The 21,615-nt window shown below is 70.9% G+C and carries 13 protein-coding genes; 3 read left to right on the top strand and 10 right to left on the bottom strand.

Annotated features, from left to right (window positions below; translation table 11 throughout):
- Positions 1-137 precede the first annotated feature (137 nt).
- The 5 genes from addA to BUF17_RS23085 all read right to left on the bottom strand — a co-directional run bounded on the left by addA (position 138) and on the right by BUF17_RS23085 (position 12,094).
- Positions 138-3,785: a double-strand break repair helicase AddA gene (addA, locus tag BUF17_RS09465; RefSeq protein ID WP_073627899.1), complete on the bottom strand. Its 3,648-nt coding sequence runs from the start codon at positions 3,783-3,785 to the stop codon at positions 138-140.
- Entirely contained in the window at positions 3,782-7,003 is a 3,222-nt protein-coding gene (gene addB / locus BUF17_RS09460; protein ID WP_244530826.1) for a double-strand break repair protein AddB, read from the bottom strand. Before addB ends, addA begins: the two co-directional genes overlap by 4 nt.
- A gap of 33 nt (positions 7,004-7,036) precedes the next feature.
- Positions 7,037-7,768, bottom strand: coding sequence for a nucleotidyltransferase family protein (locus BUF17_RS09455; RefSeq protein ID WP_073627897.1), 732 nt, complete (start codon positions 7,766-7,768; stop codon positions 7,037-7,039).
- Positions 7,769-7,839: 71 nt separating this feature from the next.
- On the bottom strand, positions 7,840-9,417 hold the full coding sequence (gene tsaE / locus BUF17_RS09450; protein ID WP_073627895.1) for a tRNA (adenosine(37)-N6)-threonylcarbamoyltransferase complex ATPase subunit type 1 TsaE: 1,578 nt from the start codon (positions 9,415-9,417) through the stop codon (positions 7,840-7,842).
- Between the two features lie 52 nt (positions 9,418-9,469).
- Complete coding sequence (locus BUF17_RS23085) at positions 9,470-12,094, bottom strand: PAS domain-containing sensor histidine kinase (RefSeq protein WP_139282481.1); 2,625 nt, start codon at positions 12,092-12,094, stop codon at positions 9,470-9,472.
- Between the two features lie 639 nt (positions 12,095-12,733).
- On the opposite strand from BUF17_RS23085, the gene BUF17_RS23375 reads away from it, so the two are divergent.
- Both BUF17_RS23375 and BUF17_RS09435 read left to right on the top strand, forming a co-directional pair.
- A complete protein-coding gene (locus tag BUF17_RS23375; protein ID WP_084564330.1) occupies positions 12,734-13,783 on the top strand; it encodes a cache domain-containing protein in 1,050 nt (349 codons plus the stop codon).
- Between the two features lie 162 nt (positions 13,784-13,945).
- Positions 13,946-14,794, top strand: a complete 849-nt coding sequence (locus BUF17_RS09435) for an urea carboxylase-associated family protein (RefSeq protein ID WP_073627891.1) — start codon at positions 13,946-13,948, stop codon at positions 14,792-14,794.
- 125 nt (positions 14,795-14,919) lie between these two features.
- Here the strand turns inward: BUF17_RS09435 and BUF17_RS09430 are convergent, their stop codons facing one another.
- On the bottom strand, positions 14,920-16,059 hold the full coding sequence (locus tag BUF17_RS09430; protein ID WP_139282480.1) for an alpha/beta hydrolase family protein: 1,140 nt from the start codon (positions 16,057-16,059) through the stop codon (positions 14,920-14,922).
- 309 nt (positions 16,060-16,368) lie between these two features.
- Between BUF17_RS09430 and BUF17_RS09420 the strand changes: the two genes are divergently transcribed.
- A complete protein-coding gene (locus tag BUF17_RS09420; RefSeq protein WP_073627887.1) occupies positions 16,369-17,460 on the top strand; it encodes a helix-turn-helix domain-containing protein in 1,092 nt (363 codons plus the stop codon).
- 81 nt (positions 17,461-17,541) lie between these two features.
- Here the strand turns inward: BUF17_RS09420 and ahcY are convergent, their stop codons facing one another.
- The 4 genes from ahcY to odhB form a co-directional block, all read right to left on the bottom strand.
- On the bottom strand, positions 17,542-18,942 hold the full coding sequence (gene ahcY / locus BUF17_RS09415; protein WP_073627885.1) for an adenosylhomocysteinase: 1,401 nt from the start codon (positions 18,940-18,942) through the stop codon (positions 17,542-17,544).
- Positions 18,943-19,200: 258 nt separating this feature from the next.
- Positions 19,201-19,626 carry an HIT family protein gene (locus BUF17_RS09410; RefSeq protein WP_073627883.1) on the bottom strand — a complete coding sequence of 142 codons (426 nt, stop codon included), beginning with the start codon at positions 19,624-19,626 and terminating at the stop codon, positions 19,201-19,203.
- A gap of 103 nt (positions 19,627-19,729) precedes the next feature.
- Positions 19,730-20,008 carry a DUF2442 domain-containing protein gene (locus BUF17_RS09405; RefSeq protein ID WP_084564328.1) on the bottom strand — a complete coding sequence of 93 codons (279 nt, stop codon included), beginning with the start codon at positions 20,006-20,008 and terminating at the stop codon, positions 19,730-19,732.
- A gap of 287 nt (positions 20,009-20,295) precedes the next feature.
- Positions 20,296-21,555 (bottom strand): 2-oxoglutarate dehydrogenase complex dihydrolipoyllysine-residue succinyltransferase, encoded by a 1,260-nt coding sequence (gene odhB / locus BUF17_RS09400; protein WP_073627879.1) that lies wholly within the window; start codon positions 21,553-21,555, stop codon positions 20,296-20,298.
- Positions 21,556-21,615 lie beyond the last annotated feature (60 nt).

Genomic DNA, 21,615 nt, shown 5'->3' with positions numbered 1-21,615 from the left:
AGCCGCGGGCCGGGCCCTGCGCCCGGCGGACCGCAAACGGCCTTATCGCCCGGCATCCAGACGGATGCCGGGCTTTTTCTTGCTCCGGCGACAGGCGTTCCGTACCGGCCGGGCCGCGACGGCGGGCCGGCCGGAGGTCAGTCGCGGATGAGGCGGGCGGCGGCGGCGTCGATGGCACCCGGCGGCAGCACGATCAGGCGCGGGCCGGCGGTATAGAGCAGCGCGGCCTCGACCGCCCGGCCGGGAAACAGCCGGCGCACCAGCGCGCGATAGAGCGCGACCTGGGCGAGGTGCGTTTCCGGCACGTCCGACGCGCCGTCCGGCACGCGCCGGTCGGTCTTGAAGTCGACGACGACGACGCGGCCGTCCTCCACCACCAGCCGGTCGATGCGCGCCGACACCTCGATCGGCTCGCCGGACCGGGCGGTGAGGCGGCCGGCGAGCGTCACTTCCGAGCGCCCGGCGGCGGAGAACAGCGGGGCGAACGCCGGGTCCGCCGTCACGGCCAGGATCTCGTCGGCGATGCGACGGCGGTGTTCGACGGCCTCCGGGGCGTCGCCGGCAAGCGCCGGGTCCGCTTCCGCGAGCCGGTCGATCGCCGCGCGCATGGCGTCCCCGCCGGAGATGCCACCGGCTGCGATCAGCTCCATCGCGCGGTGGATCAGACGGCCCCGGGCGAGCGCCGCGGTCTCACCGGCGCCGGGCACCGCGACCGTGGGGAAGGGCGTGTCCTCGCCGTCCTCGGCATCGGCGAGCGAAAGGGCCGATGACGGTGTCACGGCGCGCGGCGCCGGCGGAACAGGCGGGGGGGCGGCGAGAAGCCATGGCGGCAGCGCGGCCGGTGCAGGGGTGGCGCCGTCGGCTGCGACGTCTTCTGCCGGCGGGATCGCGTCCACTGGACCATGTTCACGCCGCCCGGTGATCGGCTCCGGACCGGCCTGTCCCGGACCGGCATTTCCTTCGCCTCGCATCCACCCGTCTTCATCCGCGCCATCTGGCTTGCGCCAGCGCAGCACCTGGCGTCCGGCGTGATCGGTGGCGGCCACGGCGGCGGGTGCCAGCCCGCGCGCGACCATCGCCGTCCACGACTGCTCGGCCGGGCCGTTCTTCGGCGACCAGCCGCAGACATAGAGCCGGTCGGCCGCGCGGGTCATCGCGACATAGAGCAGGCGGCGATATTCGGCTGCCGCGCGCTCCCGCTCCTCGACGATGCGCCGTTCGACCGCCGCGGGCCGCAGCGCCTTCGACGGCGCCCAGACGAGACCGGGCGCGGCCTCGGCCTCAGGGGGCGCCAGCGGAACGGCGACGATCTTCGGATCGTGCTGGGCGTGAACCGGCGGGCCGCCACCATCGACCAGGAACACGACGGGCGCTTCCAGCCCCTTGGAACCGTGCACCGTCATCACCCGGACCTCGCGCGGGTTGGTCTCGGTCTCGCGCCGCACCCGGAAGGGCCGCGCGGTGAACCAGGCGAGGAAGCCCTCCAGCGTCGGCGGTTCCGTGGACTCGTGAGACAGCGCGGCGGACAGGAAGGCGTCGAGCACGTCGTCCGCCTCCGGACCGAGGCGGGCGAGGAACGCAGCCCGGCCGCCGTCCCGGCCGAGCACGCCGGCATAGAGTTCGAACGGCCGTATCCGGTCGAGCCGGGCGCGCCAGCCTTCGAGCCGTTCCAGGATCGCGGCGGCCGCGGCATCATTCGCGGCGCGCGCCGCGAGCGCGGCCCACAGCGTGCCGGTCCGGCCATGGGCCAGTTCGAACAGGGTGGTTTCGTCGACGCCGAACAGTGGACCCTTCAGCACCGCGGCGAGGTTGAGATCGTCGGCCGGCAGCAGCAGCACCCGGCCGAGGGCGACGAGATCCATCACCGCGATATGGTCGGAGAGCACGATCTGGTCGGCGCCGGCGACCGGCACGCCGCGGCGCTTCAGGGCGCGGCTCACCGCCTCCACGAACGGCCCGCGCTTGCGCACGAGCACGAGGATGTCGCCCGGTGCGATCCGCCGGCCGTTCGAAAGCCGTTCGCCGCGTTCCATCCAGCGGGCGATTGTATCGGCGATGCGCTCGGCGACGATGGCCTGGGGGCTCGCCGGGGAGAGCCGGTCGAGCGCCGCGAGCCAGTCGTCGTCCGCCTCCCGCTCCGCTGGCGCCACCGGCGGCCAGATCTCGACAAGGCCCGGTTCCGCCCGGCGGATCGCCTCGTGGACGGGGGGCAGGGACGGCGAGGTCAGGCCGGCATGGGCTGCGGGGTCGGCGAACACGGCATCGACGGCGGCGAGCACGTCGGGCGTCGAGCGGAAGGAGAGGTGCAGCTCGACATTGTGGAAGGGCAGCGCCGCGCCTTCCGAACGGGCACGGAAATCGCGCCGCATCCGCGCGAATTCCTCGGGCGCCGCGCCCTGGAAGCCGTAGATCGACTGCTTCTCGTCGCCGACCGCGAACATGGTGCGACGGCCGCCGAACGCGCTTTCGCCGGCGAAGAATTCCTCGGCGAGGCTGCGCACCACGCGCCATTGCAGCGGGCTGGTATCCTGCGCCTCGTCGACGAGGATGTGCTCGACGCCGCGGTCGAGCTTGTAGCGCACCCAGGCGGCGGCATCCGTGCGGGTCAGAAGGTCCGCCGCCCGCGCCACCTGGTCGGAATAGTCGATCAGGCCGCGGCGGCGCTTCTCGCCCTCGACATGGTCGAGCACGGCATCCGCCAGCGTCACCAGCGCGCGGGTGGACTCCATCGCCCGCGCGGCGGTGAGCCGGTCCAGAAGGTCGGTGACGCGGGCCTGTTCGGCCTCGAAGGCCGGAGCGAGATCGGCGACCTTCGCGGCGACCGGCTTCGTCAGGGCCGCCTCGAAGCCGCGGGGCAGGCCCTTGGAATCGAACAGCATCCGCATCCATGCCGTCTGCCGCGCGCCGGCCTCCACCGCCGGATCGCGATAGAGCGTGAGGTCGGCGAGCCGGTCGCCTGCGCGCTTGCCACCGGAGGCGAGCGCCTCGCCGAGGCGGGTCAGCGCCTCGAAGGGGATCGCGCAGCCGTCGCAGAACGCCCGGACGAGGCTGTCGAGGCTGTCGCCCGGCCGAAGCCCCAGCGCCGGCGCCAGCGCTCCGACCGCGCCTTCGACGCCGCCGCTCTCCCTGAGCCACGCCCGCAGGATCTCGCGGCGGGCGACGAGTTCGCCCACCATCTCGCGCAGGCTGCCGTCGGTGAGGCGGCCGACGAGGAGATTCAGCATCCGGCCGAGGTCGCCTTCCGGCTCGGCGGCAACCCGGCGCAGCACGACCGCGAGGCCGGCTTCCACCAGTTCGGCCGCCATCTGGTCGTCGATCACGGTGAAGCGGCCGGCGACGTTGGCCTCCAGCGGAAACTGGGCCAGCAGCGAGGCGCAGAAGGCGTGGATGGTCTGGATCTTCAGGCCGCCCGGCGTCTCCAGCGCGCGGGCGAACAGCCGGCGCGCGCTGGCGAGCCCGTTGGCGTCCGGTACCCGGCCCTCGATCTTCTCCAGCGCGAGGGCGAGGTCCGCGTCGCCGAGCACCGCGAACTTCGCCAGCTGGTCGAACACGCGCTGCGCCATGTTGGCGGCGGCGGCGGTGGTGTAGGTGAGGCAGAGGATGCGCCCGGGGTCGGTGCCGGCCAGCAGCAGGCGCACCACGCGGCCGACCAGGACGTAGGTCTTGCCCGAGCCGGCATTGGCCGACACCCAGGCGGAGGCCAGGGGATCGGTGGCATTGGCCTGCGCCGCGCGGGTGTGGGGCGGAATATCCGGTGCCGGGGAGGGCGAGGCGGGCGCGCTCATGAATCCTCTCCTCCGCCGAGCGACCACTCGCGCACCCTGGCGAGGTGATCGTAATCACCGGCGAACTCGCGCTCGAACGCGATGGCGGTGCGCGAGGGATAGCCGCTGCCGGGGGAGCGGTAGCGGCCGAGAAGCGCCACGAGCCGCTCGAACGCCCGCCCGGCGAGTTCGTCGATGGTGCCTTCCTTCGGCGCGACCGGTGTCACGGTCACCGGCGGCGTGCCGCCGCGGAGGCCGACATAGGCGAGTTCCTCCACGCTTCCGCCCGCCGCCACGCCCTCGAACGCGCCGCGCTTCGCCATCGCCGCCTCAAGCGGCAGCTGGGGCGCGAGCAGCGAGGCGACCTGCTTGGCCGTCGGGGCGTAGCCGGTCTTGTAGTCGAGCACGGACAACGCGCCGCCGGGGAATTCGTCGATGCGGTCGGCGCGACCGGTGAGAGTGAACCCGGCCCCGCTGACCGGGATCGACAGTTCGCCCTTGCGCTCGTTGTGGCGGCGGAGCGGGCGGGGCCGCTTCGCCTCTTCCGCCACCAGCGCCGCGGCCACCCGCTCGAAGCGCGGCCACCACAACGCGACGACTTCCGGATAGGCCTCTATGGCGCGGAAGGCCGTCCGGCCGGCCTCCACCAGACGCGCAACCGCGGCCTCGTCGAACCGGTCGGGGGCGGTTTCGAAGAAGGCCGCGACGGCCTCGTGGATCATCGTGCCGCGCTCGGCGCCGCCGGGATCGTCGGCGACGGGTTCGAGCGGCTTCAGATTCAGGATGCGCCTGGCATAGATCGCGTAGGGATCGCGGATCAGCGTCTCGATCTCGGTGACGCTGAGGCGCGCCGGCCGCGCTTCCAGAGGCGGCACCGGGTTCGGACGCTCCGCCGGAACGGGCGGACCGGCAGGCCGGTCGAGCGCACGGGCGAGGTCGAGCCAGCGCGCGCCCCGCGCCCGCGCTGTCTGCCACGGCCCCTCGCCCGCGACCGCCTTCAGCCGCAGCAGCCAGCGCGAGGCGACCGTGGGCGTGGTGCCGATCCGCTCGGCGCGGGCGATGACGACGCGGGCGGCGCCGAACGACTGGGTGACGTCGTGGGCCGACAGGCCGATGCGCCGCTCCGGCGGCTCCAGGCCGAGCCGGGTGCGCATCGAGCGGGTGAGCCACGGGTCGGCTTCGGCGAGGCGCGGCCAGACGCCTTCATTGAGGCCGGAGAGGATGACGAGATCGGCCCGCTGCAGGCGTGCTTCCAGCGCGCCCCAGATGTGGATGCGGGGGTCGCCGGCGCCTGCCGGCCGCACCGCCGCGTCGCCCACGAGCGCCGTGAACAGCGCGGGCCATTCGTCGGACCGCAGTTGCGGGCCGCCCGCTTCTTCCGCCGCGATGCGTTCGAGCGCGGCGACGAGCGTTCGCCACGCGCGGTCGGCGGCAAGCGCCGGAGGAACGGCGGCGGCGGGATCTGTGGCGGCTGATTCCCCTGCGGCGGTCGACGGCGCCGGCTCGCCACCGACGACGGCCTGCAGCGCCAGAAGGTGGGCCGCGGCGAAGGCGGCGGCCGTGGCGCTTCCCTCGCGGGCGAGCGCCGCCAGCGGCTCCAGCGCCTCGGCGGCCCGCCGGGCGATGGCGGCCGCGCCGGCATCCTTTCCCGCCGCGGCCGCGATGACCGGTTCGAAGCCGGGCGCGAGCCGGGGGCCGCGCATGACGGCGAGTTCCAGCCGCTCGGCAGCGGCGCGCGCCGCGCCGGGACCGAGCCCCAGCCCGGTGAGCGGGTGCTTCAGAAGCGCCAGAATGGCGTGCGGGTCTTCGGCCACCACGCCGACCTCGGCGACGAGACGGGCGAGAATGCCCGCGGGCGTCTGGCTGAGGGGGATGCCGGCGGAATCGTCCACCTTCAGCGACCAGCGCGCGAGCTCGCTCTGGACGCGACGGGCGATGGCGCGATCCGGCGCGACGAGGGCGACCGTCTCGCCACGCTCCACCGCCTCGCGCATGGCGATGGCGACCGCGAGCGCTTCCTCGCGGTCGTTGGCGGCTTCGATCAGCGAAATGCCGTCGAGCGCGGCCTCGACCGCCGCAGGACCGCCGAGCCGGTCCGTGACGCCGGCCCAGCCGTCGGTGGTTTCCGCCGGCCGGAAGGCCTCCGACACGAGCCGGCCCCGGATCGCGATGGCGGACGGCCGGGCGGCGTCCGAGGACGGTTCCTTGGCAAGATCTTCGGCGGACGCGCCGAGCACGGCCACCGTCTCGCGCGGGATGCCGATGCGGTCGATCAGCCGGGCGAGGCCGAATTGCGGGTGGCTCGGCGCGCCGTCGCCCTCGGTGATCCTGCGCCACGACGTTTCGTCGAGGCCCTGGTCGAGGCCCGGCAGCACCACGGCGCCGCGCGGCAGGCGGGCGATCAGCGCGAGCAGGGCGGCCGTCGCCGGGACGGAGCCCGTCGAGCCGGCGGCGATGACCGGCGCCTGCGGCGGCGTGCGTTCCAGCCGCGCCGCCTCGGCCTTGAGAAGGGCGATGCGGCGGGCGACGGGATCGGCAAGCCCGCGCTCGGCGAGGATATCGGGCCACGCCCGCGTCGCGACCGACAGGAAGGCGGTGGTGATCTGCCAGTAATCGGCGAGGTCTTCCGGCACGAGATCGGCGAGGCCGTCCCAGGAGGCTTCCTCCGTGGTGACCTGATCCATCAGCCGCAGCAGATCGTCGGCGAGGCGGGCGGCGTCGGCGGCCGAGGTCGGCACGGCGATGGTCTCGCCGCGGAAGAACGCCCGCGAGCGGTCCGACAGCGCCCGCGACCAGCCGAGGACGAGTTCCGTCATTGCGAGGCGGCGGCCCAGAGCATCCGCGGCCGGCGTGGACGGATGCCGGCCGTCCGCGGGCCCGTCGAGCGCGATCAGGTCTTCCTCGACATCGCCCAGGGGACGGATCGCCGGCAGGATCGCGGCCTCGCCGCCCAGCCGGTCGACGAGCGCCTGACCGAGCGCACGGGCGGCGCGGCGGGTCGGGACGTAGACCGTGGCATCCGCGAGCGCCAGCGGGTCCGTCGCGGGGCCGGCCAGCGTGCCATCGATCAGGGCATCGGCCAGCGTTTCCACGAACGGCCGGGCCGGGGGAATGGTGAAGACGCGCGCGGGCCGGGACAGGAAGGCGGGGGCCGGATTGTCGGATGGCGGGATGGCGCTTCCTCCGTCACGCGGGGCCGCGGCCATCGCCGGCCGGATGGGCCCGTCCGGCGGACCCATGCCAGGCGGATCCATGCCGGGCCGTCCGGATTGTCAGGCCGCACTATAGAAGAAGGCGCGCTCCGCGTCGCGGATGGCGGACGGCGTGCCGACGTGCAGCCACGTGCCTTCCATCCTGACGCCGAAGAGCCGGCCGGCTTCCAGCGCCCGGTCGAACAGCCTGTTGAGCGAGAACGCGCCTTGCGGCGCGCCTTCGAACAGGCGCGGATGCAGGATCGCGGCGCCGGCATAGGCGAACGGCACGATCCCCTTCGGCGGCCGGCGCTTCAGGAGCCCGACGCTGTCGGCGGAGAAGTCGCCGCGGCCTTCGTAGCCGGACGAGCCGACGGTGGGGGCGAGCAGCAGGAGGCCGTCCATGCGGGCGTCGTCGAAGGTCTCGATCATCAGGTCGAGATTGGGACGCACGCCCTCGATCCAGAAGCTGTCGGCGTTTAAGAGCACGAACGGGTCGGGACCGAGCAGCGGGAGGGCCTTGACGATGCCGCCGCCGGTATCCAGCAGCTCCTTGCGCTCGTCGGAGATGGCGATGGCCATGTCCTTGCGGCGGTGGACGTGAACTTCGACGAGATCGGCCAGATAGTGGACGTTGACGACGACGTCGGTGACGCCGGCGGCGGCGAGCCGGTCGAGGCCGTAGTCGATCAGCGACCGCCGCGCGACCTCGATCAGCGGCTTCGGCGTGGTCGCCGTCAGCGGCCGCATCCGTTTGCCGAGCCCGGCCGCGAGCACCATTGCCCGCGTCGGTCTAAACGCGCCTTCTGCCATCTGACCCTGTCCGCCCGTCCATTGCAGCCGCTGTCATCCGTCGGAGCCGCGCGCGAAGGGAGGCGGCGCGCTCAGTCGTCCGTCCGGAAAATGCCGGCGGTCTCATACCAGACCCGAAGGTCGGACAGAACAGGGTGCGACACCGCTTTCCGCAGATAGTGGCGAATCCGCCCCAGATGCCGCAGATAGTGGGGTTTGCCGTCGCGGCGGTCGAGGCGAACGAACACGCCGAGGATCTTGGTGGCGCGCTGCGCCTCCATCACCGCGAGGTCGGCGCGGAAGCCGTCTTCGTCGAAGGCGGGATCGGCCTCTCGCCGGGCCGCGACATAGCGCGCGACGAGCGCGTCGTGCAGATCGTCGGGCACCGTGACGCGGGCATCCTGCACCAGCGAGGCGACGTCGTAGGCGGGCGATCCCACCACGGTGTCCTGCAGGTCGATCAGCCCGATGCGGGCGACACCCTCGCGATCGGCCATCCAGATCAGGTTCGGCGAGTGGAAATCGCGCAGCACCCAGTGGACGGGACGGCCTTCCAGCGCGGCGAAACGGACGAGCCAAAGCGCCTGGAAGCGGTCGATATCGGCGGCGGCCATCGCTTCCGTGCCGAGCGAAGGAAGATACCAAGCCGGCAAAAGATCGACTTCGATGGCGAGCGCGTCGGTGTCGTAGGGCGGCGGCACGTAGAGTTCGCCGGCCTCGCCGACCGGGACGGGGGGCGGCATCGCGTCGGAATGAAAGTCCGCCAGGAGGTCGATGGCGGCCTCGTAGCGCTCTGGGATTGGCTCCGGCTCGCCGTCCGCACCGGTCCGCACCACGCCGTCCCGGCCGAGATCCTCGACGAGGAGGAAGCCGCTTTCGAAGTCGGCGGCGTGGATGTCCGGCGCGGAATAGCCGTGCGCCTTCAACGCGGCGGCGACCGCGACGAACGGCTCCGCCCGCTCGGCGATCCGGGCGATCTGGCGGTAGCTCCGGCCGTCGCGTACCACGGTTTCGTCGCGCCGCAGCGGCCAGTTCATCAGGACGGCGGCACGTTCGCCGCTCGCCACCCGCTCGAAGGTGCGCGCGGAGGCATCGCCCGCCAGATGCCGACGCGTGGCGCCGGCAAAGCCGGACTGGTCGAGAAAGCCGCGCAGGCCGAGCGTGCGCGCGAGCCGGCTCGCCCAGCTCCCGGCGTCCACCGTGAGGACGGCGACGCGGCTGTCCTCATCCGGCCCGGGGGCGAGTTCGAGCGACAGGGTGGTGTCCGGCAGCCGGTCGCCGGCGCGCTCGGGCCACTCCACCAGCGCCGCGCCGGTGGCGACGAACTCGTCGAAGCCGAGCTCGTCGAGTTCGGACGGATCGCCGATGCGGTAGAGATCGAGATGGGCGACGGCGAGGCGGGGCAGCTCGTAGGGCTGCACCAGCGTGTAGGTCGGGCTCGGAACCTCCAGCGCCGGATCGTCGGCGAGCGCGCGAAGCAGCGCGCGGGCGAAGGTGGTCTTGCCGGCGCCGAGATCGCCATGGAGCGCGATGACATCGCCGGGCTTCAGGATCGCGGCGATGTCCTCGGCGAGGGCCACGGTCGCGGCCTCGTCCGGCAGCGCCAGCGTCAGGCGCGGTGCCCCGGCCGGGGCGACGGCGTTCGCGTCGGTGGGTTCGCCTGCGGTCATGGCCTGCCGTATTCCGGATTCACGTGTGTTGAGCCTGTTGTGTCCAGCTTGTTCAGGTGCCGGCGCGGCGATGGGGTCCGTGGTCGCCGCTGCGGGCGACGGCGGCGGGATCGGGCCGGGCCGGGAAGCGGCAGATCACCGTGGTGCCGACGCCTTCCTTGGAATCGATGCGCACGCTGCCGCCGTGCAGTTCCACGAAGCTCTTGACGATCGAAAGCCCGAGCCCGGCATTGCCGCGCCCGTCGGAGACGAACCGCTCGAACACCTGGTCCAGCCGGTCCGCCGGAATGCCGGTGCCGGTGTCCTTCACCGCGATGCGCACGCCTTCGCCTTCCCGCGCGCAGGCGATCTCGATGCGCCCGCCGCCGCGGGAATGGCTGATGGCGTTGGACACCAGATTGAACAGCACCTGCCGGACGCGCTTCTCGTCGCCGACGAAGGTGCCGACATCCGGCGGCACGCGGATCTCAAGCGAGAGCTTCGCCTCGCGCAGCCGGTCGCGCAAGCCTTCCACCGCCGCCTCGATGGTGCGCGCGACGTCGACAGGGCCGAGATCCAGTTCCATCACGCCGGCATCGATGGTGGCGAGATCGAGGATATGGTCGATGATCGCGAGCAGCGAGGCGGCCGAGGACTGGATGTATTCGGTGTATTCGCGCTGCTTCTCGTTGAGGTCGCCAATGCGCACCTCGGCGAGCATCTGGGCGAAGCCGATGACGTTGGTCAGCGGCGAGCGCAGCTCGTAGGAGACGTGCTGGATGAAGGTGTCCTTCAGCCGGTCTGCCTCGACCAGCGCCTCGTTGCGCTCCATCAGCGCGCGCTCGACCTTCACGGAATCGGTGACGTTGACGAAGGTGGCGAGCGTCGCCCCGTCCGGCAGCGGCACGGTGGCGTAGTCGACGACGAGCCCGTCCGGCCGTTCGAGCCGGCCGGAGACGCGGGTGCGGCTGTCGGCGAGGCCGGTGACGGCGGCGGCGATCGCCGGCCACGCGCGCGCGCCGGGATCGAGCCGGCCGCACGAGCGCGCGACATCGGCGACGTGGGGCTTGTCGGCGAGCGACGACAGCGCGAGCCCCCAGATCGAGGCGAACGACGGGTTCCACAGCCGCAGACGGCCATCGGAGCCGAACACCACCACGCCCTCGGCGAGATGGTCGAGGGTCTCGCCCTGCACGCGGATGAGATTGTTGTAGCGGCTTTCGAGATCGAGCCGCTCGGTCACGTTCTCGTAGATATAGGTGACGCCGCCCTGGGGATGGGGATTGGCGATGACGCGCAGCGTCTGGCCGTCCGGCAGGTGCCACCAGTGCTCGTGAGCCTCGACGGCGCGATAGACCGCCTGGATCTCGGTCTTCCAGGCGCGGAAATTCGCCTGCTCGGGTAGCCGCCGGGCCGCGCGCAGCGCATCGAGCACGGCGCCGTCTTCCGGCCCGCTTTCGAGGAAGGCGGTATCGAGGCCCCAAAGGGAGCGGTAGGCGGCGTTGTAGAAGGTCAGGCGCCGGTCGGCGCCGAAGATCGCGACGGCGGTGGCGAGGCCGTCGAGGGTGCGGGTGTGGAAGTCGAGCGTGCGCTTCAGCGCGCCGTGGGTGCGTTCGAGTTCGCTGACGTCGACGGCGATGCCGCCGGACCCGCGCCCGCCACCTTCGAGCCCGCCGCCTTCGAGCCCGCCGGTCCTCGCGGCGGGTCCAGTTCGGCCATCGCCCTCTGGCTCGTGGCCGACGGTCCCGTTCGAGCGGCCGGCGCCGATCTCCACGACGTCGAACATCCGCCGCTCGCCCGCACTGATGGCGGCGAGCCGCACGCGCGCCTCCTCTCCCTCGGCATGGGCGCGGGCGGTCGCGACGGCGTGGCGGCCCTGGGTATCGAGCAGTTCGGCACCGGCGGCGACCGCGGCCGCCGGATCGGGGCTTTCCACCGCCCGGGCGTAGGCGGTGTTGACCCACGTCAGCCGGCCGTTGCCGTCGCGCACCCACATCGGATGCGGCAGGCTTTCCACCAGCGTCCGCAGCGCGGCCGTCTCCTCCTCGAGCCGGTCGTTGCGGACGGCGAGATCGTCGAGGCGCCGTCGCTCGTCCGCCCCGTCGCGGAAGCGCACGAGGACGCCGTCCGGACCGGCGCGGCCGGCGGCCTCGACGACGCTGCCGATGAGGGTGACGAGCGTCAGGTCGAACCGCCCGTGGTTGCGGCGCAACTCGACGACGCCGGCTTCGAGGCGGTCGGCGGCCTCCCGCCCGAGCCAGCCGGCAAAGTCGAGGAAGGCGTCGGCGCCATCCGGCGCGCCGGTCCCCGGCGGCAGGCGGCCGAGCACGCTGGGTGCCGCGCCGGGCCGATAGAGCACGAGCCGCTGGTCGTCGATGCCGAGGGCGGTTGCCGCCGGCGCGCCCTGTTGCGTCGCGGCATGAAGCGCGTCTTCGAGCGCACCCAGACGGGCGGCCGACGCGGTGCGATGACGGGCATAGGCGACGGCCGCCGTGACCGCGAACGCCAGCGAGCCGACCATGGTGGCGGCCGCGATCACGGTCTGGGGCGACAGAGCGGAGGCGGGGTCGAATGCAGGCAGCGCACCGGGTCCGATCGCGGAACCGACTTCCGCCGCGACGGCGCGGCCGCCGGCCGACAGCGTTCCGGCCAGCGCGAGGCCGGCGGCGCCCGGTCGCGCCCAATCACGCAGGCGCAAGGCATACAGACTCAAGGCATGCTGGCTCAAGGCATGCCGGCCGAAGCCCGGCCGCCTCATCTGCGGACCTGACCGCATCGCGCGCATGTCTCCCGTCGGGACAGGAGCGAGCCGTGGCGGCGTCGCGTCCTGCTCATCGAATCAGCACCATCACCATAGCCCGGCCGGTGACCGCGCCAGAAGGGGAAGCACCGTGCAATCGTGTGCAGGAAGGGTTTACGAACGGTTTACCGTAACCGGCGGAGGCGTCGAAGGCGGCAGCGGCAAACTGCGACGGCTCATTTCTCGCAGGTGCGAAAGCGTACCATTGACAGTGTCGAGAAGCTGGGCAGATACTGAGAAGTTAGGTCCCGGCAAGCATAAGGTAGGCATATTGAATAGCATTCAATATGATGCGCCTGCGAAATGTATGCAATCGACGGCGCTGATCGCTTTTCCCAAACCGGATTCCTGGCCACCGTGCCTTTGTGATGTCTGATTAGTCATTGGACATGACCAAATGATGACTTTCTAAGCCCGCGACATGACGGGCATACGACGGAGCGGCCTGTATTCGTCGCCGTTTTTCGCCGTGCTAAAAAGAGAAAGACCGGGAGGAGAGGAGAGAAAAACAATACCTTCATCGGAGGCGGGGTGAACATGGCTGAGGTGACCTATCAACCGGAGCGGATTCTTGAACTCACGGAACGGATAAGCCGGACGGCGAAGGAGAAGATTTCCGATATTGCGACGGTGGCGAGCCAGACGAAGCTGCTGGCGCTCAACGCGCTGATCGAGGCTGCTCGCGCCGGCGATTCCGGGCGCGGCTTCTCTGTCGTCGCCGGCGAGGTGAAGGCGGTTTCGGAGAGGGTGACCGCGATCACCGGGGCGCTGCAGGGCGAGGTGCAGGCCGACCTGACCGAACTGGAGCGCGTCGGCAGCGTCATCATCGACCTCATCAACGGGCAGCGGCTGGCGGACCTGTCGCTGAACGCGATTGAAATCATCGACCGCAATCTCTACGAGCGCACCTGCGACGTGCGCTGGTGGGCGACGGATTCGGCGGTGGTGCAGTGCTCCGCAAGCCCGACGCCGGATGCCTGCCGCTACGCGCAGGAGCGGCTCGGCATCATCCTCGATGCCTACACGGTCTATCTGGATCTCTGGATCTGCGATTCCAGCGGACGTGTCGTCGCCAACGGCCGGCCGGGCCGCTATCCCGGCGTGATCGGCCATTCCGTGGCCGGGCAGTCGTGGTTCCGCGAGGCGCTCTCCGGAGGCGGTCCCGACGGCTACAGCGTCGCCGACATCCAGCGCCTGCCGCAGCTCGAAGGCGCGCCGGTCGCCACCTACGCGGCGCCGATCACCAAGGACGGTACCCACAACGCGCCGATCACCGGCGTGCTCGGCATTCATTTCGACTGGGGGCCGCAGGCAAGGACGGTGGTGGAAGGGGTGCGCCTCACGGCGGAGGAGCGCAAGTCCGCCCGGGTGATGCTGCTCGACCAGAATTTCCAGATTCTGGCCGACTCGACCGACCGGGGGGTGCTGAGCGACCGCTTCCCGCTGAACGTCGACAAGACGCAGAGCATGGGCAGCTACGCCGACAAGGGCCGCATCATCGGCTATGCGCGCACGCCCGGCTACGAGACCTATCGCGGCCTCGGCTGGTTCGGCTGCGTGGTCCGCGACGCCGATCCGGCGACCTGATCGGGCTGCGGCGCCGCTCCGGCCGCGCCGCGCCCATCTTCCACGAGGACGGCGGCATCACGCCACCGGACCCCTTCGACGAGCAGGCGGCGACTGCGCCGCCCGTGGCGTTGTGGCATTGTCGCCTCCTGCCGAGACCCATCAAAGCCGGAGCGCGCTGTCATGCCGGATTTCCCCGCCGCCTATCAGGCCACCGAAGGCTCGCCGCTGAATGTCGACCGGGCGTTCTACGGCCGGCTGGCGGAAGAGACCGGGACACGGCGCCTCGTCGAAAGCTTCACCATCCCGATCCGGACCGGCCGGGCCTGGACGGTGCCGGCCGGGAATGTGTTCCGCATCGTGACCCAGGAGGGGCCGCAGGTCGGGGACCTCAATATCTGGAACCTGCACAATCCCCGCGAGCGGCTTTGGGCCTCGCGCACCCGGCAGCTCCAGGCGGCCCACGTCACCACCTTCGACCGGCTGTGGTCGAACCTGCCCTATCTGAGGCCGCTGGTGACGATCATCGCCGACAGTCTCGCGGATTACGGCATCGACGCCTATGGCGGGCGCGTCCACGACCTGCTCGGCACGCGCTGCGATCCCTACGTGAACCGCATGCTGACCGGCGAGGACTTCGATTTCTGCTGCCACTCGAACCTGACGCGGGCGGTGGCGCCGCACGGGCTGACCGAACTCGACGTGCACGACGTGCTGAACGTGTTCCAGTGCACGGGCCTCAATTCCGAAGACAAGTACTTCATGCGCGACTGCCCGGCGAAGCCGGGCGATCACCTGGAGTTCTTCGCCGAGATCGACCTTCTGTGCGCGCTTTCGACGTGTCCCGGGGGCGACCTCTCCGTGCCGCTTTGGGGCCCGGAGGCGCGTGATCCGCTGGAGGTCTGCCGCCCGCTCGGCATCGAGGTCTACGCGGTCGATCCGGACCTGCTCGAAGGCTGGTCGCCGCCGGAGGTCGCCCGCTATGGCGGCGCCCACGGCATGCGGCTGGAGACGCCGCCGTGGGCGAAGTGAGGCCTGGAGCGCTTTCCGATCTGATGGACTCATCAGATCGACAGGAAATCGCTTCAGAGTCAAAAGCTTGAGCATATCCTTATCGTTCAGATCGATCCGATCTGAACTCTATATGCTCAAGCGGATCAGGAGCCCGGCAGGATGCCGGCGCCGCGCAGGAAATCGACGATCCTGTCCGCGATCTCCGCGTGAAGCTCCGCCCGTGACCGGCTGCCGCCGTCGATGCAGATCACGGCATCGTCGGGATTGTCCGCCGCGATGAGGGCGCCGCCGCCCGGCTTGCATTCCCGCAGGAAGCTGAAGTGCGCGGCGCCCTCGATCGCCGCATGGGTCGTCGTCACCGACGGCAGGTGAGCGGCGAGGAAGCCGGATTCGAGCTGGGCCGGGATGCCGTCGGTGTCGTTGCCGGCGGCGAGCACCAGAACCGGAATGCGGATCGCGGCGAGGCTCGCCGGATCGAACCCGCGCGCGAGGCCGACATCGAGCGAGACGGCGGCCTTGAGTCTGGCATCGGCCCGGGAAACGGCGAGGGCCGCGCGCTCGGCCGGGTCGCGCCCCGCGCCGAGCGAGGCGTAGACCCGGCAGGCGGCGAGTTCGGGGTGTCCGGTGCAATCGGCATCCAGCCGCTCCGGATCCAGACGGGCGCCGGCGAGGCTGAGGGCGGTCCAGCCACCGAGGGAATGGCCGACGACGGCGATCCGCGCGGGATCGACGTGCGGGCTGAAGCGCGGGTCGGCCAGAAGCGCGTCGATCGCGCGCGAGATGTCCTGCGGCCGTTGCCACAGCTTGCGGCCCTTGGCCTCGTCCATGTCCCGCGTCGTGGTGCCGGGATGGTCGGGCGCCGCCACGATGGCGCCGGCCGCCACGAGCCGCACCGCGAGCCACGCCTGGTTCGTCCAGTTGCCGCCGAAGCCGTGGGACAGCATCACCACGGGATGGCGGCCGGGTTCCGGCGTCGCATTCTCGACGGCGCTGAAGCCGACGAGGGCGGCATTGTCGGCGATGAGAGCGGGTTGCGGCCCGGGCACGGCCGGATACCACACATGGACGGTGAGGGGGCGCCCGCCGGAATCGGGGACGGACAGGGTGGCGAGACCCGGCGGCGGTTCCGCCGGCACCGCCTTGGCACCGGAACAGAGCGCGATGGCGATGGCGGCAGCGGCTGCGAGCGCGGGCAGCGGGGACGGGCGGCGACACCCGCGCCGGCCGGAGCGGGAGGAGGAAAGCGGCATGGGAAATCCGGGGGCGATGATGGTGGAAGCCATGATGGTCGAAGTCTGATGGTTGACGTCTTGCTGGTCGAAGGCTTGATGGTTGAAGGCTTGCCGGCTGCTATAAGGAGGCCGCTATCGCCTGCCCATCCGGCCGGGGCCCCGGGGCGGTCCTCGATCGCGATCAAGGCCAGGTCCCTCCGGATCGTCTTCGGGTTCGCGGCCGGCTCTGGAATCCGGGTGGCCGTGGGATCGGGCGATGCCCCCTGACGGCAGGGCGCGGGTGCGAGCCGGGGACGTGAGCCCATGTCTGCCCGCGGGGTCGCGTCGATCTGAACGGAATGCTTCAGCCGGGAACCACCGTTGTTTTCGCTCCCGATCCCCTTCCTGACCGCCGCCCTGTCCGCCGTGATGCTGGTGCGGATTTCTGCCGCCTCGGTCGGCAATGGCCGGTTCCGGTTCTGGCTCGCGCTGCTGTTCGCCGCGATCATGCTGCAGGCGACGCTGGTCGGCCTGCGGTTCGGATACGGCTTCGACGGGGCGATCCTGGTCCAGCGGGTGCTGCCGCTTTCGGTCGGTCCGCTCGCCTATCTCGCCTTCCGTTCGCTCGTCGCGGAGGGCGGCGGCGGTGGGTCGCGGGAGGCCGTTCGCCATCTCGGCCCGGCGCTCGTCGCCGCAGCGGCGGGCTTCGCGATCCCGCCGCCCTATCCCGCGGTCGACATCCTGATCGCGGCGAGCTTCGCGTTCTATATCGCGCTGCTCGCCCGGCTGTGGCGGCGCGGGCCGGCGGCGTTCGAGGCCGTTCCGTTCGGCTCCGAAGGCGAGGCGCGAAACTGGCTGGCGGCGGTGATCGCGGCGATGGCAGTGGTCGGGATCACCGATGTGGCGATCGCGGCGGATTTCACGGTCTATGGCGGCCGTCACGCGGCGTCGATCATCGGTGTGATCAGCCTCGGCGCGGTCGGGTTGCTGCTGGTCGCGGCGATGCTGTTTCCGCGCTCGGGCGGCCGGCCCGTCGCGGCCGTTCCCGCCGATGCGCCCGGCGACAGGCCGGCCCCTGAGGACGTGGCTGAGCCGTCATCGGACGCGCCGTCGCCGCCCGATGCCGAGGAGACGGCGCTTCTCGCGGCGCTCGACGCCGTGATGCGGGAACGGCGGCTCTATCGCGACGCGGATCTCACCCTCGCCCGGCTGGCACGCCGGCTCGGCGTTCCCGCCCGCCGGCTTTCCACGGCCATCAACCGCCGCCACGGCATGAGCGTCTCGCTCTATGTGAACGCGCTCAGGGTGGAGGAGGCCGCAGAGGCGCTCGCCGGCAGCGACCGCGCGGTGGGGGACATCATGGCGGAGGCCGGCTTCCGCACGAAATCGAACTTCAACCGCGCCTTCCAGGAGCGCCACGGCATGAGCCCGACCGCCTATCGCGCGGCGCGGCGCGGGGCGCCGGCGGGGTGACGCCCGGCGCCGGAAACGCAAACGGCCGGAGCGCGGAAGCGCCCCGGCCGAAAGCAGGCCGACAGGATCCGGCGGACCGGATCAGTACTTGTAGTGCTCGGACTTGAACGGACCGGCCTTGGAGACGCCGATATAGGCGGCCTGGTCGTCGGTCAGCTCCGTCAGCGTCACGCCGAGCTTGGCGAGGTGCAGGCGGGCGACCTTCTCGTCGAGGTGCTTCGGCAGCACGTAGACCTTGTTCTCGTACTCGCTGCCGCGGGTCCAGAGCTCGATCTGTGCCAGGGTCTGGTTGGTGAACGACGCCGACATCACGAAGCTCGGGTGGCCGGTGGCGTTGCCGAGATTGACGAGCCGGCCCTCGGACAGAAGGATGATCCGCTTCGAGTCCGGGAACTCGATGAGATCCACCTGCGGCTTCACGTTCTTCCACTTGAAGTTCTTGAGCGCGGCGACCTGAATCTCGTTATCGAAGTGGCCGATGTTGCACACGATCGCCATGTCCTTCATGGCGCGCATGTGGTCGAGGGTGATGATGTCGCGGTTGCCGGTGGTGGTGACGAAGATATCCGCCTCACCGACGGCCTGCTCGAGGGTCTTCACCTCGAAGCCGTCCATCGCCGCCTGCAGCGCGCAGATCGGGTCGATCTCGGTGACGATCACGCGGGCGCCGGAGCCCGACAGCGACTGGGCCGAGCCCTTGCCGACGTCGCCGTAGCCGCAGACGAGGGCCACCTTGCCGGCCATCATCACGTCGGTGCCGCGGCGGATGGCGTCCACCAGGCTCTCGCGGCAGCCGTACTTGTTGTCGAACTTCGACTTCGTGACGGAGTCGTTGACGTTGATCGCCGGGAAGGGCAGCTCGCCCTTCTTCTGCAGCTCGTAAAGGCGATGCACGCCCGTGGTGGTCTCCTCGGAGACGCCGCGGATGTTGGCCTTCACCTTCGAGTACCAGCCGGGATTGGCGGCGAGCCGGCGCTTGATGGTGGCGAAGAAGATCTCTTCTTCCTCGTTCGACGGATTGTCGAGCACCGAGGGATCGGTCTCGGCCTTGGAGCCGATCAGGACGAGCATGGTGGCGTCACCACCGTCGTCCAGGATCATGTTGGCGGTCTGGCCGTTGCCCCAGTCGAACAGGCGGTCGGTATAGGACCAGTACTCCTCCAGCGTCTCGCCCTTCACGGCGAACACCGGGATGCCGCGGGCGGCGATGGCGGCGGCGGCGTGGTCCTGGGTCGAGAAGATGTTGCACGAGGCCCAGCGCACTTCGGCGCCGAGTTCGACCAGCGTCTCGATCAGCGCGGCGGTCTGGATGGTCATGTGCAGGGAGCCGGCGATGCGGGCGCCCTTGAGCGGCTTCGACGGACCGTATTCGGCGCGCGTCGCCATCAGGCCGGGCATCTCGGTCTCGGCGATGTCGAGTTCGGTGCGGCCCCACTCGGCGAGCGAGATGTCCTTGACGACGTAGTCGGTGAAAGCGGTCATGCGGAAAGCTCCCGGATCGCGGAAAGTCGAAGGCGGCGAGCCCGACGGGGCACCAGCGGCCCGGCCGGGCACAGCCCAGTCTGCGCCCCTTATAGGGCGACGGCCGCGACCGATCAATAAGGATATAAGGATTTCTTTATATGATGCGCCGGCTTGCTGTTGCGACTGCATTCCGCGCGCGGCGGGCGGCACGCGAACGGCATTCCGGATTCGGGCGGACGCGGGAAACGGGGCTCATCCGGCACGTGGGCCGAGCGGTCACGCCGCGGCGGATCCGAGGGCCGCGCGCAGGGTTTCGACCAGCGCATCGCGCTTCGCCGTGTCCCAGGGGGCGGCGGGGTGACGGCCCCAGATCGGCCCCGGCCACGCGGGATCACCCTCGAACCGGGCGACGACATGGACGTGAAGCTGCGCCACGACGTTGCCGAGCGCGCCGACATTGAGCTTGTGGCAGCGGGTAGCGTCGCGCAGGGCGGCGGAGACGGCGGCGATCTCGTCCATCAGCGCGAGCCGGTCGTCCCGGTCGAGATCGACGATCTCGACGGCGCCCGGCCTCATCGGCACGAGAATGGTCCAGGGATAGTTGCCGTCGCGCGAGAGCAGGACCCGGCAGAGCACGAGGTCGATCACGAAGACGGTATCGGCCGCGAGGCGCGGATCGAGCTGGAACGAGGGGTCCGGCATGGCCCGGCTTTCGGCGGAACGGGCGATGGCGCCGCGTTCGGGACGGGAGCGGCCGCACGCTGCGGCCGCGTCTGTCGGTGTAGTGTCGGTGTCGGTCGCGCCGTCAGGCGGCGAGATCGGTCACGACGTTCAGCCGGGCGGCCAGCGCATCGGAGGCGATCGAGATGATGTCGCCGTCGGGATCGGTCCACTGCACGCCGCGGCCGTCGGCCGAGACGGAGACCTTCGCGAAGGCGGTCTCCCGCGAGAGGAAGGCGAACACGCCGCCGCGGGCGATGATGCCCTTCAGATCGACGAGGCCGCTGGTGCCATCGGCCCAACGCACCTGAAGCACACCGTGACGCACCACGTCAGCCGACGCAATACGAAGACCTTCAGTCATGGAACTCTACCTTTGACCTGGGGGTCAATCTCCCCGGCCGGCTCTCAAGCACCCAAATCCTGGTGACATTATGGCCGGGCGGGTGCGTGCCCGTTCATAAGCACTCCAACAATCCCGCGATCCCATTCGGCCACAGGAGAGTTGAAACATCGTTGACGGCGCGAGCTTGTGCCAGCGGCCCGAAAACAGATCAACCCCGGAAACCGGGGTTGAGCCATGCCGTCACAGATGGACGCGAAGCCGTGTCGCGGCGGCAACAAGGGCCGGAATGCCGGCCCCTGCAACGCTCAGAGGTCGAGCACGAGGCGCTGCGGGTCCTCGATGGCTTCCTTCACCCGCACAAGGAAGGTCACGGCTTCCTTGCCGTCGACGATGCGGTGGTCGTAGGACAGCGCGAGATACATCATCGGCCGGATCACGATCTGGCCGCCGCGCACCACCGGCCGCTCCTCGATGCGGTGCATGCCGAGAATGCCCGACTGCGGCGCGTTGAGGATCGGGGTCGACATCAGCGAACCGTAGACGCCGCCGTTGGAGATGGTGAAGGTGCCGCCCTGCATCTCCTCGATGCCGAGCTTGCCGTCGCGGGCGCGCTTGCCGAAATCGTTGATCTTCTTCTCGATGCCGGCGATCGAGAGCTCGTCCGCATCGCGCACGACGGGAACGACGAGGCCCTTCTCGGTGCCCACGGCGACGCCGATATGGTAGAAGTTCTTGTAGACGAGATCGGTGCCGTCGATTTCGGCGTTGACCGCCGGCACGTCGCGCAGCGCCTGGATCACGGCCTTTACGAAGAAGCCCATGAAGCCGATGCGCACGCCGTGCTTCTTCTCGAACAGATCCTTGTAGGTCTTGCGCAGCTCCATCACCGCGCTCATGTCGACGTCGTTGAACGTCGTCAGCATGGCGGCATTCGACTGGGCGTCCTTCAGGCGGCGCGCGATGGTCTGGCGCAGCTTGGACATGCGCACGCGCTCCTCGCGCGCGGCGTCGGCCGCGGGCGAAGCCGGGCGCGGCGCTGCGGCGGGCGCAGCCGCCGGAGCCGGCGCGGAGATCGTCTCCATGGCGGCGAGCACGTCGCCCTTGGTCAGGCGGCCGTCCTTGCCGGTGCCGGAGATGGCGCCGGGATCGAGCTTGTTCTCGGTGACGAGCTTCTGCACGGAGGGGGCGAGCGGCGCGTCGGCCGGTGCGGCCTTGGCGGGCGCGGCGGCAGGCTGGGGCGCCGGAGCGGCCGGGGCTGCGACCGGAGCCGGAGCGGCCGGCGCGGCGGCCTTCGGTTCGGCTGCCTTGGGCGCGGCGGCAGCGGCGCCGGCGCTGTCGAGGGTGCCGAGCAGCGCGCCGACGGCGACCGTCTCGCCATCCTTCGCCAGGATTTCGGCCAGCACGCCGGCGGCCGGGGCCGGAACTTCGATCGTGACCTTGTCGGTCTCGAGTTCGACCAGGGGCTCATCGACCGCGACCGCATCGCCCGGCTTCTTGAACCACTGACCGATCGTCGCCTCGCTGACCGATTCGCCGAGGGTCGGAACGCGGATTTCCGTCGCCATGGTGGCCTCTTTCTCCGATTGGCCCGCGTGGGCCGTCTCCGGCCTCAGTCGCGCGCAGGG

It is taken from the genome of Pseudoxanthobacter soli DSM 19599, assembly GCF_900148505.1.
Lineage (GTDB): Bacteria > Pseudomonadota > Alphaproteobacteria > Rhizobiales > Segnochrobactraceae > Pseudoxanthobacter > Pseudoxanthobacter soli.
This window is presented reverse-complemented; position numbering and strand designations above follow the sequence as displayed.